Source organism: Oscillibacter sp. GMB15532 (assembly GCF_041020825.1).
Classification (GTDB): domain Bacteria; phylum Bacillota; class Clostridia; order Oscillospirales; family Oscillospiraceae; genus Oscillibacter.
Genome location: NZ_JBEVTO010000002.1, coordinates 223,336 through 238,701, shown reverse-complemented (window position 1 = coordinate 238,701; position 15,366 = coordinate 223,336). Strand labels below are relative to the sequence as shown.

Annotated in this window: 14 protein-coding genes and 1 other RNA gene; 13 read left to right on the top strand and 2 right to left on the bottom strand. The window is 57.5% G+C overall.

The window, feature by feature from the left end; translation table 11 throughout:
* Window positions 1-27: 27 nt before the first annotated feature.
* The 5 genes from mltG (at window position 28) to sigE (ending at window position 5,728) form a co-directional block, all read left to right on the top strand.
* Window positions 28-1,197 carry an endolytic transglycosylase MltG gene (gene mltG, locus ABVS15_RS03675; protein ID WP_369282403.1) on the top strand — a complete coding sequence of 390 codons (1,170 nt, stop codon included), beginning with the start codon at window positions 28-30 and terminating at the stop codon, window positions 1,195-1,197.
* Window positions 1,184-2,410 (top strand): U32 family peptidase, encoded by a 1,227-nt coding sequence (locus ABVS15_RS03670; protein WP_369282402.1) that lies wholly within the window; start codon window positions 1,184-1,186, stop codon window positions 2,408-2,410. Before mltG ends, ABVS15_RS03670 begins: the two co-directional genes overlap by 14 nt.
* A 30-nt stretch (window positions 2,411-2,440) precedes the next feature.
* Window positions 2,441-3,838 carry an NAD(P)/FAD-dependent oxidoreductase gene (locus ABVS15_RS03665; protein WP_369282401.1) on the top strand — a complete coding sequence of 466 codons (1,398 nt, stop codon included), beginning with the start codon at window positions 2,441-2,443 and terminating at the stop codon, window positions 3,836-3,838.
* A 277-nt stretch (window positions 3,839-4,115) separates the two neighbouring features.
* The gene (locus tag ABVS15_RS03660; RefSeq protein ID WP_369282400.1) at window positions 4,116-5,000 is read left to right on the top strand and encodes a sigma-E processing peptidase SpoIIGA; all 885 of its coding nucleotides are present in this window, start codon (window positions 4,116-4,118) and stop codon (window positions 4,998-5,000) included.
* A 23-nt stretch (window positions 5,001-5,023) separates the two neighbouring features.
* Window positions 5,024-5,728: an RNA polymerase sporulation sigma factor SigE gene (gene sigE, locus ABVS15_RS03655; RefSeq protein ID WP_312611908.1), complete on the top strand. Its 705-nt coding sequence runs from the start codon at window positions 5,024-5,026 to the stop codon at window positions 5,726-5,728.
* Window positions 5,729-6,104: 376 nt separating this feature from the next.
* Here sigE and ssrS read toward each other — a convergent pair.
* Window positions 6,105-6,302: non-coding RNA, 6S RNA (gene ssrS / locus ABVS15_RS03650), on the bottom strand.
* A 38-nt stretch (window positions 6,303-6,340) separates the two neighbouring features.
* The gene (locus ABVS15_RS03645; protein WP_369282399.1) at window positions 6,341-6,637 is read right to left on the bottom strand and encodes a DUF1292 domain-containing protein; all 297 of its coding nucleotides are present in this window, start codon (window positions 6,635-6,637) and stop codon (window positions 6,341-6,343) included.
* A gap of 294 nt (window positions 6,638-6,931) precedes the next feature.
* Here ABVS15_RS03645 and ABVS15_RS03640 point away from each other — a divergent pair, with 294 nt between their 5' ends.
* The 8 genes from ABVS15_RS03640 to ABVS15_RS03605 all read left to right on the top strand — a co-directional run bounded on the left by ABVS15_RS03640 (window position 6,932) and on the right by ABVS15_RS03605 (window position 15,352).
* Window positions 6,932-9,553, top strand: a complete 2,622-nt coding sequence (locus tag ABVS15_RS03640; RefSeq protein WP_369282398.1) for a transglycosylase domain-containing protein — start codon at window positions 6,932-6,934, stop codon at window positions 9,551-9,553.
* Window positions 9,554-9,848: 295 nt separating this feature from the next.
* Window positions 9,849-10,289 (top strand): ACT domain-containing protein, encoded by a 441-nt coding sequence (locus ABVS15_RS03635; protein ID WP_369282397.1) that lies wholly within the window; start codon window positions 9,849-9,851, stop codon window positions 10,287-10,289.
* 21 nt (window positions 10,290-10,310) lie between these two features.
* Window positions 10,311-11,504, top strand: coding sequence for a homoserine dehydrogenase (locus ABVS15_RS03630; protein ID WP_369282396.1), 1,194 nt, complete (start codon window positions 10,311-10,313; stop codon window positions 11,502-11,504).
* A 47-nt stretch (window positions 11,505-11,551) separates the two neighbouring features.
* Window positions 11,552-12,763 (top strand): aspartate kinase, encoded by a 1,212-nt coding sequence (locus tag ABVS15_RS03625; protein ID WP_369282395.1) that lies wholly within the window; start codon window positions 11,552-11,554, stop codon window positions 12,761-12,763.
* Between the two features lie 86 nt (window positions 12,764-12,849).
* Window positions 12,850-13,350, top strand: coding sequence for a hypothetical protein (locus ABVS15_RS03620; protein ID WP_369282394.1), 501 nt, complete (start codon window positions 12,850-12,852; stop codon window positions 13,348-13,350).
* 113 nt (window positions 13,351-13,463) lie between these two features.
* Window positions 13,464-13,733, top strand: coding sequence for an ACT domain-containing protein (locus ABVS15_RS03615; RefSeq protein ID WP_369282393.1), 270 nt, complete (start codon window positions 13,464-13,466; stop codon window positions 13,731-13,733).
* A 10-nt stretch (window positions 13,734-13,743) separates the two neighbouring features.
* Window positions 13,744-15,102: a PFL family protein gene (locus ABVS15_RS03610; RefSeq protein WP_369282392.1), complete on the top strand. Its 1,359-nt coding sequence runs from the start codon at window positions 13,744-13,746 to the stop codon at window positions 15,100-15,102.
* 61 nt (window positions 15,103-15,163) lie between these two features.
* Window positions 15,164-15,352 carry a hypothetical protein gene (locus tag ABVS15_RS03605; RefSeq protein WP_312280750.1) on the top strand — a complete coding sequence of 63 codons (189 nt, stop codon included), beginning with the start codon at window positions 15,164-15,166 and terminating at the stop codon, window positions 15,350-15,352.
* Window positions 15,353-15,366: the final 14 nt, after the last annotated feature.

Below are 15,366 nucleotides of genomic sequence, written 5' to 3'. Positions count from 1 at the left end.
GCAAAATCACGGGAGGTATGACAGGTTATGTCCGAATATAACAATCAGGAAACCGCAAGCTGGGATTCGAAGCAGGTTCGCCGGGAGGGGGGCCGTCCGTCTTCCGATCATGGAGAGCGGGGAGAAGGTCCCCGCCGCCGTCGCCGCCGCCGCCGGTTTCTCAGCGGCTGGAAATATGCGCTGTTTGTGCTGCTGACCTCTGTACTGGTGGCGGGCCTTGGCTGGCTGCTGGTAAACGACTTTTGCGCGTTCAGTAAGCCGGATATCACCACCACTGTCGAAATCACGGCAGACGACAACCTGAGAAGCGTCTCCAACAAGCTTAAGGACGCGGGGCTCATCCAATACAAGTGGTTTTTCCGGCTCTTCGGCGGCTTTGCCGACGCCAATGAAAAAATCGGCATCGGCAGCTACGAGCTGAGCACCGAAATGGATTACATGGCGCTGATTAACGCCATGCACAACTCCTCCGGCGGCATGAACACGGACACTGTCCGCGTCACCATCCCCGAGGGATATACCGTCCGGCAGATTATTGCACTGCTGGCGAAAAATAATGTCAACACGGAAGCGGCCCTCACCGAGGCCGCCCAGAACGGCACGTTCAATTATGATTTTATCGACAACACCTCTAAGGAGCTTTCCCGGCTGGAGGGATTTCTGTTCCCGGATACCTATGATTTCTACGTGAACGAAAAGCCAGAAAACGCCCTGCGCCGCCTGATTTCCAACTTCTCTGCAAAAATGGACGAGGATATGATGGCACAGGTGGAGGCCTCCGGTTACAGCCTCAAGGAGATTGTCACCATTGCATCCCTGATTGAAAAGGAGACAGCGGGCGGCGATCAGGCCACCATTGCCTCCGTCATTTACAACCGGCTGGCGGACACCGGAAGTCACGGAACCTACAAAATGCTGCAAGTGGACGCGTCGCTGCTGTATGCCATCCCGGACCATGAGGGCATCATTACCAACGACGACAAAAAAGTGGATTCTCCGTACAATCTGTACAAATACGCGGGCCTGCCGCCTACGCCCATCGCAAATCCGGGCCTGAAATCGCTGCAGGCGGCGCTGAGCCCCGAAACCACCGGTTATTACTTCTACGCGCTGGGCAAGGACAGAACGCACTTCTTCTCCGCCACGCTTCAGGAGCACAACCAGTTTATCAACAGCGATCAGTATGTCGGAAATTAAGCTTCCGGAGCTGCTTTGCCCCGCGGGGGATATGGAGCGGCTGAAAATGGCCGTGGCCTACGGGGCAGACGCGGTGTATCTGGCGGGTACCAGCTTTGGGATGCGCTCCTTTGCAGGGAACTTTTCCGACGGAGAGCTTGCCGACGCGGTGGAATACGCCCACAGCCGGGGTGTGAAGGTTCACTGTACAGTGAACACCGTGCCCCGCAATGATGAAGTTGCCAGTCTCCCGGCGCATCTGGAAACGCTCCAGAGCGCCGGGGTGGATGCGCTGATTGCAGCGGATATGGGCGTGTTTGCTTTGGCGGGAAAATATGCTCCCCAGTGCCAGCGGCACGTCTCCACGCAGGCGGGCATTGCAAACTATGAAAGCGCCCGGGCGTGGCACGATCTGGGCGCAAACCGGGTGATTCTGGCCCGGGAGCTGAGCTTGGAGGAGGTCCGGGAAATTCGGACCAAAACGCCCAGCGCCCTTGAGGTGGAGTGCTTTGTTCACGGGGCCATGTGCGTGAGCTATTCGGGCCGGTGCCTTTTGAGCAACTATATGACCGGGCGGGACTCCAACCGAGGCTCCTGCGCCCAGCCCTGCCGGTATCAGTATGCACTGATGGAGGAAAAGCGCCCCGGCGAATATTTCCCGGTATTTGAGGATGAGCAGGGGACCTATATCATGAACTCCCGGGACATGTGCATGATTGACCATCTGGACGACCTGTGCGCCGCCGGAGTTGACAGCCTGAAAATTGAGGGCCGCGCAAAGTCAGCCTATTACGCGGCGATTGTCACCGGGGCGTACCGCCGCTGTCTGGACGCGGTGGGCGCAGGGGAGCCGATAGACCCCGTGTGGCGGGACGAGGTGGACCACGTCAGCCACCGCCGCTATTCCACCGGCTTTTTCTATGGGCAGCCGGGGCAGTACGTGGCCGACTCCCGGTACATCCGGGAGTGGCAGGTGCAGGCCCTTGTCACTCACTGCGACGAAGCGGGAAATGCCACTTTGTCCCTGCGCAACAAGCTGACCTGCGGGGAGCAGGTGGAGGTGGTGGGGCCGGACTGTCGGCCTTTTGCCATGACCGTGCCGGAGCTGAGGGATTCGGGCGGCTTGACGGTTCAGGAGATCAAAACACCCCAGGCCGTATTTCAAATGAAGCTGCCCCGCCCCGTGCCGCCGTTGTCTTTGGTGCGTCACGCGGTGGAGCTTTCAGGAAAGTAAACGCCAGCCAGGAAAATAAGGAGAGAAACGATGAACGCAGACGTTGTGATTGTGGGTGCGGGCCCAGCCGGTATTTTTACTGCGCTGGAGATGCTCAAAAAGGGCAGTAAACAGAAAATTGTGATGGTGGAGAAGGGCCAGAGCGTGGAAAAGCGCCACTGTCCCAAGGACAAAACGGGGTATTGTGTGAACTGCAAGCCCTATTGCCACATTACCACCGGGTTTTCCGGTGCGGGAGCCTTTTCCGACGGAAAGCTGTCTCTCTCCTACGAGGTGGGCGGCGACCTGCCCACGCTGGTGGGCGAGGATCTGGCGCAGGAGACAATCAACTATACTGATAAGATTTATCTGGATTTTGGCGCGGACGAGCATATTGAGGGCCTTGGCAACGACCTTGAGCGCAAGGAAATCCGCAAGCACGCCATTCAGGCGGGGCTGAAGCTGGTGGACTGTCCCATCCGGCACCTTGGCACGGAGAAGGCCCAGAGCCTGTATTTCGCCATTGAGCGGTATTTGCAGGAGCATGGGGTGGAAATCCTGTTCGGGTATGAGTGCTCCAACATCATTCTGGAGAATGACGTGTGCAAGGGTGTTTCCATTTCCAACGGGAAGACGGAGCAGGAGATTTTGGCGAAGCACACCGTAGTGGCCACCGGCCGCCGTGGTGCAGACTGGCTGGAGCGTCTGTGCGCCGAGCACAATATTGCTCATGCGCCCGGCACGGTGGACATCGGTGTGCGGGTAGAGGTTCGCAACGAGGTCATGGAGATGGTGAACCGGGTGCTGTACGAGTCCAAGCTGGTGGGCTATCCCCGGCCCTTCAAGAACAAGGTTCGCACCTTCTGCCAGAATCCCGGCGGTTTTGTCTCTCAGGAGAATTACGATAATAATCTGGCGGTGGTGAACGGCCACAGCTATAAGAACCTGAAAACGGACAACACGAATCTGGCCATTCTCTGCTCCCACAATTTCAGCGTTCCCTTCAACCAGCCTATTGCCTATGCCCAGAAGGTGGGCGAGCTGACCAATATGCTGGGCGACGGACACATTATGGTCCAGCGCTTCGGTGACATTCTGGACGGCAAGCGTACCTGGCCCAAGGAGCTTGCCCAGTCCAATATCCGTCCCACGCTGCCGGACGCCGTGGCGGGGGATATCACCGCCGCCATGCCCTACCGCTCCATGGTGAACATCATCGGTTTTATTCAGGCCATGGACCATGTGGTTCCCGGCTTTGCCTCCACGGAGACGCTGCTGTACTCTCCTGAGCTGAAATTCTATTCCAACCGGGTGAAGATGGACACCGACTTCAATACCAGCCTGACGGGGCTGCACTGTCTGGGGGATTCCTCCGGCTGGACCCGGGGGCTGATGATGGCCTCCGTGATGGGGACCCTTATGGGCCGGAAAATCGCGGAAGAGGGTTGATTCGCTCCGACCGGAAGTCAAAGAAAACGGACAGGGAAGCTGGCCTGTGAAATTGCCTGCTTTTAAAAGAAAACGGTCAAATTGACCCGAATATCCGATGAAAAAGCGCGGAACGATTTGTTCCGCGCCTTTTTTCGCGGAATTTTCCTCGGCGGCAACCTTATATTTTTTCCGTTGTCAAGCCTGAATTTTACTTTGATTGCGACCTGATTTTTGCACCGGCTGTCCTATAATGGGGGATATACAGCCACGTGATGCGGGGAGGGATTGGCGAGAGATGACGGTGGTGTACATAGACAGCGTGTTCGCGCTGAACGCGCTGGCGGACTATCTGCTGGTATATTCCGCCGCCCAATTGGCGGGCGCCAGACTGCGAAGACTCCGGTTTTTTCTGGCGGCGCTGCTGGGGGGCGCTTATGCAGCGGCAGTGTTTCTGCCGGGGATGGGCTGGCTGACCGTTCCGCCGGTGAAAATTGCCGCGGGAGTGCTGATGGCGCTGGCGGCCTATGGCGGAGAGCCACGCTTTTTGCGGCTGACGCTTCTGCTGTTTCTGGTGTCCTGCGGGTTTGCCGGGTGTGTGCTGGCACTGGGATTGGCTGCCGGCCGGGGTATGCCCATGGAAAACGGGATTTTCTATACGAATGTGGACACAAGGGTCCTGTTGATTTCGGCGGCGGCGGCCTATTTGGTGCTGGCGGTGGTTTTCCGGGCCAGTGCCCGCCGCAGCGGGGCAGGGGGATTTCTTGTCCCGGTGACGGTGGCCTTTTGCGGCACCCGCGCCGCGCTGACGGCCCTGTGCGATACCGGGAACACACTTCGGGACCCCGTAACGGGAAGGCCGGTGCTGGTGGCCTCGGCGGAAAAGCTGAAGTCCCTCTGGCCACCGGAACTGGGCCCGCTGCTGACGCCCCACGCCCTACGCGCCCCCGCCCAGACGATGGAGCGGCTGGCGAATGCCGGAGCAGATATCGCGCGGTTCCGCCTGCTGCCATACAGCGCGGTGGGCGTGGAAAGCGGCCTATTGCTGGCGGTCCGTCTGGACTGGGCCAGCGTCAACGGAAAACGGCAGGAACGGCTGCTGCTGGCTCTGTCACCCACTTCGGTGGGAGATGGCTGTGACGCCCTCTGGGGCGAGCTGGAGGGATATAAACCGTGCCGATAAAGATGAAAGGGAGGACCGAGAACATGCCGCATTGGCTGGAAACAATCAAAAGGCTGCTCCGCCGCTTGGGGCTGCTGCCCCGGACGCCCGTCCACTACATCGGCGGCAGCGACACACTGCCCCCGCCCCTGACCCGGGAACGGGAGACGGAGCTTTTATCGCGCATTGAGGACACGGAGGCCCGGCAGGAGCTGATTGAGCACAATCTGCGTCTGGTGGTGTACATTGCCCGTCGCTTTGAAAATACAAAAATCAACATCGAGGATTTGATTTCCATTGGAGCAATCGGTCTGATTAAGGCGGTGGAAACCTATAACCCCAATAAAAATATCAAGCTGGCGACCTATGCCAGCCGCTGTATAGAAAACGAGATTTTGATGTATCTGCGCAAAAATGCGGGACGGAAGGGGGAGGTTTCCTTTGACGAGCCGCTGAATACCGACTGGGACGGCAACGAGCTGCTTCTCTCCGATGTGCTGGGAACCGACGCGGACGTGGTAATGCGTCCCATTGAGGACGACGTGGACCGGAGCCTTCTGACCTCCGCCCTGAAAATTCTCTCTCCCCGGGAGAAAGAGATCATCACCCTGCGTTTTGGGCTGAATGGGGGACAGGAGCGGACCCAAAAAGAGGTGGCTGACCGGCTGGGGATATCCCAGTCTTATATCTCCCGGCTGGAAAAACGAATTATCCAGCGGCTGAAAAAGGAAATCCTTCGTCTCAGCTAATAGGTGCGCTGACAAATGATTTTCCTTTACATTAATTGATGTTTATATATAAAGTCTTCTTGAAAGTAAAAAAGCGCCCGGCCGCGCTGCGGCCGGGCGCTGGGCATTTAAATAAGAAAAAGCGGGGCATTTTGCCGCCGGAGCGGCAAAACAAGAAAAAATTTGTTGGTGGGAGCTAGATCGCGAAGTCTGCCGATTCTTTTGGCGGAACTGATAGGGTCACTTACGCAGCGGAGGTGTTCCTTTTTTCATGGCGGCTTATGGGCTGAGAAAAACTCTGCGCACAGAAAACACCTGGCTGCCCGCTTTTAGCGGGCAGCCAGGCGCAGAATGCAGCGCATTTAAAAAATCCGGTCAGGGAAATTTTTCAGGATAAAATCACCCCGCTCGGCCGTGTAGACCCCGTTATAACCTGCACCTTTACGGACAGGTGGGTCGCCTCCAGCACGCTTTATCGCTTCCAACATCCAGCCGCAAACAGCAGCCGGGAGGCCTGCGAACCACGGTCTGATCCGGCATCCCTTATAACGAAATGTGGGTTAAAAAAGGCCTATCACGCACCGCGCAGGGTTTCTTGGGTACAGTTACATCATGGGTACGGAAAGAAGATCGTCAGGAGTTTTCGTCCTCCTCGTCCTCAAACAGGGCCTCCATGAACAAATCGTACACCGCGTCCAGTTCCTCGTCGGAGTCTAGGGTGGACAGCAACTCTTCGCCGTTTTCTGTCAGGACCTTCAGAATCACCAGGCCGGTGTCGGGGTCCTCCTCGTCAGAGTCCTCCGTCTCGGCGGGAAAGAACGCCATGTATTTCTGGCCGTTGTGCTCCAGTGCGTCAACGAGTTCCAATTCGATATCGTTTCCATCCTCATCGGTGATGGTGACAAAAGTGGGGCTAAACTCCTCGCTCATAGAGGTGCCTCCTTACGGTTAGTTTCGTTGAATGTATTGTACCCGCTCCATCGAAAAAATGCAAGTGAATCAGGTGTGCAAATCGTGGGAAAATCAAATTTACGGACAGGTAATTTTTCCTCCATATAAAAATTTTTCCTAAATTAAGGAACTTTTATTAAGAAAAAAGCGACAATTTTGGTGTTGACAGGAATGGTAAAATGAAAGATACTATGGCGTATTATGTGCAGCCATTTTGCCAAGGGAGGGCGAATCGGCTGTCCCCCTGAACTAAGGAAAAGGAGGTGTTCTGCAATGGAAGAGCACGGCAGACACCGGGAATCGTCCCAGCCCCATGAGCACCGCCGCCGCCGCAGGTCCGGAAGAAATCCGATGGATACCATTTGGTTTGTAGTCCGGACCCTGCTGTTGGTTGGCATTCTCTCCGGCGCGATGATTGCCGGCATTTTCATGTATTATGTGAAAACGACGCTGACGCCCGCTTTGGACATCAATGCCGACGACTATACCATGAACCTCAGCTCTGTCATTATGTATGAGAACAGCGAGACGGGGAAATGGGAAGAGCTTCAGATGATTTACGGTGACGAGAACCGCATCTGGGTGGATTACGACCAGATTCCCAAGACCATGTGGGAGGCGGCGGTGTCCATCGAAGACGAGCGCTTCTTCGGGCACCACGGCGTGGACTGGCTGCGAACCGCCAGAGCCACGACAAATCTGTTTTTCCGCACCAGCAGTACATTTGGCGGTTCCACCATTACGCAGCAGCTGCTCAAAAACATGACCCACGATGATGACAACACAGTGAACCGCAAGGTCCGGGAGATTTTCCGGGCGCTGGAGTTTGAGAAAAAGTACTCCAAGGAAGAGATTTTGGAGCTGTATCTCAATCACATCTATCTGGGCCAGAAGTGCTACGGTGTGCAGACCGCCGCACAGTTTTATTTTGGTAAGGACGTGTCGGAGCTGTCAACGGCGGAGTGCGCCAGCATCATTGCCATTACCAATAATCCCTCGCTGTATGGGCCCATGTCCACCGTGGTCATCACCAACAAGGAAACCGGTGTGAAGAAAACGGCCCGGGAGATGAACAGGGACCGCCAGCAGAATATCCTGAAAAAGATGCTGGAGCTGGGATACCTGAGCCAGGAGGAATACGACCAGGCAGCGAACGAGGAGCTGAAGTTTACCGACGGTACTGTCTCCGCCCAGGAGCTGGTGGCCGCCGACAACGTTGAAAAAAGCGGCGGAACCTCCACGGGCATCAACTCTTATTTTGTGGATAAGGTCATTTTGGACGTCTCCGAGGACTTTGCCAACCAGCTTGGTATTACCACCGGGGCGGCGCGCAAGCGGCTTTATAACGGCGGCTATACGATTTACTGCACCGTGGACCCGCATATTCAGGAAATTGCAGAGTCCGTGTATCAGGAGCGTGCCAATCTGGACGTGACCTCCTCCAGCGGACAGGACCTTCAGTCCGGCATCACCATTGTGGACCCGTCCACCGGCAATGTGAAGGCCATGGTGGGCAAGGTGGGCACCAAGCAGGATAATCTGGGCTGGAACTATGCCGTGGGCAAGCGGCAGTGCGGCTCCGCTATCAAGCCCATCACGGTTTATGCCCCGGCGCTGGACGCCGGAGTGGTTACCATGGCGTCTACCTTCGACGACTATCCCGTTCGCTTGCTGAACGACAACCCTTGGCCGAAAAACTCTCCCCAAGGCTATAAGGGCTGGACAACCCTTGCAAGCGGTGTTGCAAATTCCGTCAACACCGTGGCGGTGCAGGTAATCGAAAAGCTGGGCGTTAAAAACTCCTTTGACTTTGCTACGGAGAAGGAAAATCTGGATTTGGTAGCGGACGATATCAACACGGCGGCGCTGGGTCTGGGCGGTCTGACCTACGGTGTTTCAACCGAGGAAATGGCTGCGGCCTTCGCGGTGTTTGCCAACGGCGGCGTGTACAACTCTCCCCGTCTTTACACAAAGATGGAGGACAGCAACGGAAACGTGATTCTGGACAACGAGACGGAAACCCATGTGGCCGTGAAGGAAACGACTGCCTATTTCATGAACCAGCTGCTTCAGGGCGTGATGAACGGAGGCACCGCCTCCCGGTACAAGCTCTCTGGTATGAGCAGCGCCGGTAAAACCGGCACCACCAGTGACAATAAGGATCGGTATTTCGTGGGCTATACGCCCTATTATGCCGCGGCGGTCTGGTGCGGCTATGACAAGCCAGAGCGCATTAGCTATTCCGGAAACCCCGCCGCCTCCATGTGGCAGAAAGTCATGCAGAAAATTGCGGACGAGCAGGAGAACAAGTCCTTTACCAAGCCCACCAGCGGTCTCGTCAAGGTGACCGTGTGTGCCGACAGCGGCCTTCTGGCCACGGACGCCTGTGCGTCGGACCTGCGGGGCAGCCGTGTGCGAGAGGTTGAGGTGGCTGCGGGTACTGCGCCGGTGGAAGAGTGCAGTCTCCATAAGTTCTATGACTACTGCACCGAGGGCAAGGTTCTTGCCACGCCGTTGTGCCCGGCTACCAGTGTGAAGCCGGCGGCCTTGCTGGACTATACCCGGGTGGACTACGGTCCCAGCATCAAGGCGGACGATGACGCCTATCTGATTGGCTCCCTGCAAACGAAGTTGGAGGATGGAACGGTGGTGCTTCCGCCCTGCCCGGTTCATCAGGACGGCGTTTTGCCCACCGACCCCGACGGCGAGGGGGAGATTACGAATCCCGACGATGGGGGAGACACGGGACTTGCTCCCGAAACGCCTAAAACAGAACCCGGCGGCAGCGGCGGCGGAACGACTGTGCCGACAGAACCCACGCTGCCCACAGAACCCACAGAGCCTTCCACCGGGATAGACGATTGGATCAACAACGTCTGGAACACGGGAAACTGATACAGCATAAAACCCGCCGCACGGCTGTGCGGCGGGTTTCTTATTTTTGCGGAACAAAAGCCAACGACTTCACAGGCAAAAAAAGGACGTAGATTCCATGCCATGAGAACACCCCGGGGCCACCGAATAATCTGATTTTTCCCGTTTTACGGAATTAGGCCGCGGGGTATGGACATTTCACCGAAAAATTTTCCCAGAGGGCGGAAAAATTCTTGTGTTTGTGCATTGCAACCGGTCCGCTTCTATGGTAAACTAGTCAAAGTGCAAAGACAAATGACCATGGGAGGCGGACGAAATGGGCAGAGAGGTCAAGTTTTACATTGTAGCGGCGGACGCCCTGCCGGAGATTTTTGTGAAGGTGGCGGAAGCCAAGCGCATGATACAGACCGGCGAGGTAAACACGGTGGGCGCCGCCACCCGAATGGCCGGGATCAGCCGCAGCGCATTTTATAAGTACAAGGATTCCGTGCAGCCCTTCAACGATTTAAAATCGGAGCACATCATTACGTTTTACGGAATGCTGAAGGACGCCCCGGGTGTACTGAGCCGTGTTCTGTCGGGCTTCGCGGGGGCGGGCGCCAACATCCTGACCATCAATCAGAGCATTCCCACCAACGGCTGTGCCGCCGTCACCGTGTCTGCGGAGACCTCGGACATGGAGATGACGCTGGAGGCGTTTTTGGAGCAGGTTTCCGGCGTGGAGGGCGTGGTCCGGTTTGAGGTGCTGGCCGGATAAAAACAGCGAAAGGATCGATCCATGAGTAAGATTGCAATTTTGGGCCTTGGCACGGTGGGGACCGGCGTAGCCAAGGTAGTGGTGGAAAACGCCCGGCAGATCGAGAAAAAGCTGGGAGAGCCGCTGAGTGTAAAAGCTATTCTGGTCCGGCATTTTAAGGACGGCCCCTACCGTCAGCTGATGACCGACGATTTTGCATCTATTGAGCGGGACGATGAAATCCGCGTGGTGGTGGAGACAATCGGTGGGACAGAGGCCGCCTATGAGTACACAAAACGGGCGCTGGAGGCGGGCAAGCATGTGGTGACCGCCAACAAGCAGCTGGTGGCCGAAAAGGGCTGGGAGCTGATGGAGCTGGCCCAAAAGAAGAATGTGAACTACCTTTTTGAGGCCAGTGTGGGCGGCGGCATCCCTGTGCTGCACCCGTTGACGGAGTGCCTGTGCGCCAACCGGGTGGATGAGATTTTCGGGATTCTCAACGGTACCACCAATTACATTCTCACCCGCATGGTCCGCACCGGCGCCTTTTTTTCCGACGCGCTGCGGGAGGCTCAGGCCAAGGGCTATGCCGAGGCAGACCCCACCGCCGACGTGCAGGGCATTGACGCGGGGCGAAAAATCTGCATTCTGGCCGATTTGGCCTTTGGCGCACAGGTGCGTCCGGAGGACGTTCCCATGGAGGGAATCACAAAGCTGTCCCTCCGGGACGTGAAGGTGGCCCAGAGGGCGGGCTACCGCATCAAACTGCTGGGCCGGTGCCTGCGGATGCCCGGCGGGGGACGTACCGCCTACGTTGCGCCCCATCTGGTGCCGGAGGAGCACCCCCTGGCCAACGTGGAGGACGTGTACAACGCTGTGGCCATTCGGGGCAGTGCTGTCGGCGAGGTGATGTTTTACGGCAGGGGCGCGGGAGAGCTGCCCACCGCTTCGGCCTGCGTGTCGGACGTGATGGAGAGTCTGCGCCGCAGTCCCCGGCAGGAGGGACTTGGCTGGAGCGGTGACGCCGACGGGTTTGTGGACCCCGCAGAGGTGCCCACCCGCTTCTATTTCCGTATTGAGGGTAGCCTGATGGACGCGGCGATGGCTTTCGGTCAGGTGGAGGTGCTCAGTGAGGATGGAGAAACCGGCTTTTTGACGGATTCCATCACTTTGCGGGAGGCGCTGGAAAAATCCGAGCGTCTGAATGTGCTTGCCCGGCTGCGGGTGCTGGGCTGAGCCGGGACTGATTGCCCGGTGATCCAGAGGAGAAGGGGTTAAAGCAAATGAGTTTGATTGTGCAGAAATTTGGCGGCAGCTCGGTGAAAAATGCCGAGCGTATCCGCCACGTGGCGGAGATTATCGAGCGGACTTATCAGGCCGGGAACGACGTCATCGTGGTGCTGTCCGCGCAGGGGGACACCACCGACGACCTGATTGAACGGGCGCAGGAGATCAATCCCCGCCCCTCCAACCGGGAGATGGACATGCTGCTGTCCGTGGGAGAGCAGATTTCCATTTCTCTGTGCGCCATGGAACTGGAGCGGCGCGGCCTTCGCTGCGTATCTCTGGCAGGATGGCAGGCGGGGGTTCAGACCTCTGCCGTGTACGGCGAGGCCCGCATCAAGCGGATAGACGCGGAGCGGATTCAGTCTGAGCTGGACCAGCGCCGCATTGTTCTGGTGGCCGGCTTTCAGGGGATTGACCGCACCGGAAATATCACCACACTGGGCCGGGGCGGGTCGGATACCAGCGCCGTGGCGCTGGCAGCTACCTTCCATGCGTCGCTGTGCCAGATTTTTACGGATGTGGACGGTGTTTACACCACAGACCCCCGCCTTGTGCCAAACGCAAAAAAGCTCAGCGAGATTACCTATGATGAAATGCTGGAGCTGGCAAGTCAGGGCGCGCAGGTGCTTCACAACCGCAGCGTGGAGCTTGCCAAAAAATTTCATGTGAATTTGCAGGTCGTGTCCAGCCTGGAGGATAAGCCCGGTACGACCATCAAGGAGGTTACGAAAGTGGAAAAGACGAATATCGCAGGTGTGGTGAAGGATTCCAGCATTGCCCGCATTGCCCTGGTGGGCCTGCAAAACAATCCCGGCGTGGCATTTCAGGTCTTTGACCTTTTGAGCAAGGGCAACATCAATGTGGACGTGATTTTGCAGTCCATCGGACGGGAGAACACAAAGGACATTACCTTTACCGTCCATAAAAAGGACGTGGATCAGGCCGTGGAACTGCTGGATGAACATAAGACGGCCCTGAAATTCGACCACATCAACACCGACGAGCACATCGGAAAGGTGTCTATCGTGGGGATGGGTCTGATGAGCAACTGCGGCGTGGCCGCCAGAATGTTTGAGGCGCTGTATGAGGCGGGCATCAACATTCAGATGATCAACACCTCTGAAATCCGTGTCTCTGTCCTGCTGGACGAGGCGGACGTGGATAAGGCCGTCCGCGCCATCCACGCGAAATTCTTTGACGAAACCTGATTTCCACAGCGACGGAATCTGAAAAGGACCAAGCGGTTCTGATTTTTCATTGGGGCGCATAAAGTCTCAGTGAGGTGAGTCGTCCTATGAAAAATCGTTTTGCGCATTTTTCCATCCGCTTTTTGACGGTTCTGCTGGCGGGGCTGTTTTTACTGCTGCTTCGCTCAGTGGGGAGCAACCCGGTTTTTGCCGTGCTGACGCCTCGGTTTGCAAGTCCGTGGGAGCTGGGAAAGCTTCTGTTCTGGCCGCTGCTGCTGGCTGCGGTGATCCCTTTACGGGACGGCGGAAAATTCTTCGAAAGGCTCCCGTGGCTTACGCTGACGCCGCTGGCCGCTGTCCTGATTTTCTGGGTGCTGACCGCCGTCAGGCCGGGACCGGGGGCATATCTGCTGGTGTGGATCGTGCTCTCTGCCGTGGCGTTGGCGCTGGCGCAGCGGGGGATTCTTTCCAAGGGGGATCGCTCTGTCTGGCTGGTTTTGGCGGTGGCGATGGGTATACTATACATCATGCTGACGTTCCTGCCGCCTGCCTTCGGGCCTTTTTTGGACCCGTCGGACGTGGCGGCCATGGCAACCATTCCGTGCTGACGGCACGCGGGGGAAAGGGCGCCGATGGGCGGCCCTTTCCTTGCTTTGCATGGGATTTTACAGAGGAAGGGCGCGGCGCGGTCCGCGCAAAAACAAGAGAGAGGAAGATAGAAATGAACGCAATCGTAACGGTAGTAGGGGAGGACAGGGTTGGCATTATTGCCGGCGTGTGCACGCTTCTGGCGGAAAATAACGTCAATATTCTGGACATTACGCAGACCATCATGCAGGGGAGCTTCACCATGGTGATGGCCGTAGACGTGAGCAAGGCACCTGTGCCCATCGGGGAGCTGGGCACCCGGCTGGAAACTCTGGGCAAGCAGCTTGATATCTCCATCCGCATTCAGCGGGAGGAAATTTTCGACGCGATGCACCGTATTTGAGGGCGAGACTATGTTAAATCAAAAGGACATTCTCTCCACCATTGAGATGATCGACCAGCAGCATCTGGACATCCGCACCGTCACCATGGGTATTTCGCTTCTGGACTGCTGCGATTCAGACCCCGTGCGGGCCTGCCAAAAAATTTATGATAAAATTACAAAATCCGCAGAAAAGCTGGTGAAAACCGGGGAGGACATTGAGCGGGAATTTGGTATCCCCATCGTTCATAAGCGGATTTCCGTTACGCCCATGGCGCTGGTGGCTGGGGCCTCCGACGCGGAGGACTACGTGCCCTTTGCGCTGGCCATGGACCGGGCCGCCGCGGCCTGCGGTGTGAATTTCATCGGGGGATATTCCGCCTTGGTGCAAAAGGGAATGACGAGGGCGGATGAAAAGCTCATCCGCTCGATTCCCGAGGCGCTGGCCTCCACTGAGCTGGTCTGCTCCTCCGTCAACGTGGGCTCCACCAAAGCGGGCATCAATATGGACGCGGTGGCCCTGATGGGCCGCATTGTCAAGGAGACAGCGGCGCGCACCGCAGACCGGGACGGGCTTGGCTGTGCCAAGCTGGTGGTATTTTGCAACGCGGTGGAGGACAACCCCTTTATGGCGGGGGCTTTCCACGGCGTGGGCGAGGCCGAGCGGGTCATCAATGTGGGCGTCTCTGGCCCGGGCGTGGTGTGCAGCGCGCTGAAGGCCGTTCGGGGCCGCCCCTTTGACGAGCTGGCAGAGATGGTGAAAAAGACCGCGTTCCGCATTACCCGCATGGGCCAGTTGGTGGCACAGGAAGCATCCCGCCGGCTGGATGTCCCCTTTGGTATTGTGGATTTGAGCCTTGCGCCCACCCCTGCAGTGGGGGATTCCGTGGCCCGGATTCTGGAGGAGATGGGGCTTGAAACCTGCGGTACTCATGGGACCACGGCGGCCCTCGCCTTGCTGAACGATGCCGTGAAAAAGGGTGGCGTGATGGCGTCCTCCTCCGTGGGCGGGCTTTCGGGTGCGTTTATCCCCGTCAGCGAGGACGAGGGGATGATTGCCGCCGCCCGGGCCGGGACGCTGACCATTGATAAGCTGGAGGCCATGACCTGCGTGTGCTCCGTGGGGCTGGACATGATCGCCGTCCCCGGCGATACCTCCGCGGACACCATTTCCGCCATCATCGCGGACGAGGCGGCGATCGGCATGGTGAACTGCAAAACCACCGCCGTGCGTATCCTGCCTGTACCCGGCGGAAAGGTAGGGGACACCGTGGAGATGGGCGGATTGCTTGGCAGCGCCCCGGTGATGCCGGTCCACACGGAGTCCGCGGCCGACTTTATCGCCCGGGGCGGGCGTATTCCCGCTCCGCTCCACAGCCTGAAAAACTGAGAATCCTCTGCGGCACATACCACAACGCAGCCCGCATACACTGGCTGGGGAGGGATACTCCGTGAAAGAAAAGCTTATCAAGCTGATCGATGTGAAGAGCATTGTGACGTTTCTGCTCACCGGAACCTTTGCCGTGCTGGCGATTCGGGGAGATATCAACGAGCGGGAATTTATGACGGTCTTTACCGTGGTGATCAGCTTTTATTTTGGCACAGAGATTCAAAGGTGTGTCAGCGAATCCAGAAAATAACGGCTTTGCCGAAA

Excerpts from the sequence above, each read along its gene's own strand:
- ABVS15_RS03660 (WP_369282400.1), top strand. The coding sequence starts at position 4,116 with ATGACGGTGGTGTACATAGACAGCGTGTTCGCGCTGAACGCGCTGGCG.
- ABVS15_RS03625 (WP_369282395.1), top strand. The coding sequence starts at position 11,552 with ATGAGTTTGATTGTGCAGAAATTTGGCGGCAGCTCGGTGAAAAATGCC.
- mltG (WP_369282403.1), top strand. The coding sequence starts at position 28 with ATGTCCGAATATAACAATCAGGAAACCGCAAGCTGGGATTCGAAGCAG.
- ABVS15_RS03645 (WP_369282399.1), bottom strand. The coding sequence starts at position 6,637 with ATGAGCGAGGAGTTTAGCCCCACTTTTGTCACCATCACCGATGAGGAT.
- ABVS15_RS03610 (WP_369282392.1), top strand. The coding sequence starts at position 13,744 with ATGTTAAATCAAAAGGACATTCTCTCCACCATTGAGATGATCGACCAG.
- ABVS15_RS03615 (WP_369282393.1), top strand. The coding sequence starts at position 13,464 with ATGAACGCAATCGTAACGGTAGTAGGGGAGGACAGGGTTGGCATTATT.
- ABVS15_RS03620 (WP_369282394.1), top strand. The coding sequence starts at position 12,850 with ATGAAAAATCGTTTTGCGCATTTTTCCATCCGCTTTTTGACGGTTCTG.
- ABVS15_RS03640 (WP_369282398.1), top strand. The coding sequence starts at position 6,932 with ATGGAAGAGCACGGCAGACACCGGGAATCGTCCCAGCCCCATGAGCAC.
- ABVS15_RS03665 (WP_369282401.1), top strand. The coding sequence starts at position 2,441 with ATGAACGCAGACGTTGTGATTGTGGGTGCGGGCCCAGCCGGTATTTTT.
- ABVS15_RS03670 (WP_369282402.1), top strand. The coding sequence starts at position 1,184 with ATGTCGGAAATTAAGCTTCCGGAGCTGCTTTGCCCCGCGGGGGATATG.
- ABVS15_RS03635 (WP_369282397.1), top strand. The coding sequence starts at position 9,849 with ATGGGCAGAGAGGTCAAGTTTTACATTGTAGCGGCGGACGCCCTGCCG.
- sigE (WP_312611908.1), top strand. The coding sequence starts at position 5,024 with ATGCCGCATTGGCTGGAAACAATCAAAAGGCTGCTCCGCCGCTTGGGG.
- ABVS15_RS03630 (WP_369282396.1), top strand. The coding sequence starts at position 10,311 with ATGAGTAAGATTGCAATTTTGGGCCTTGGCACGGTGGGGACCGGCGTA.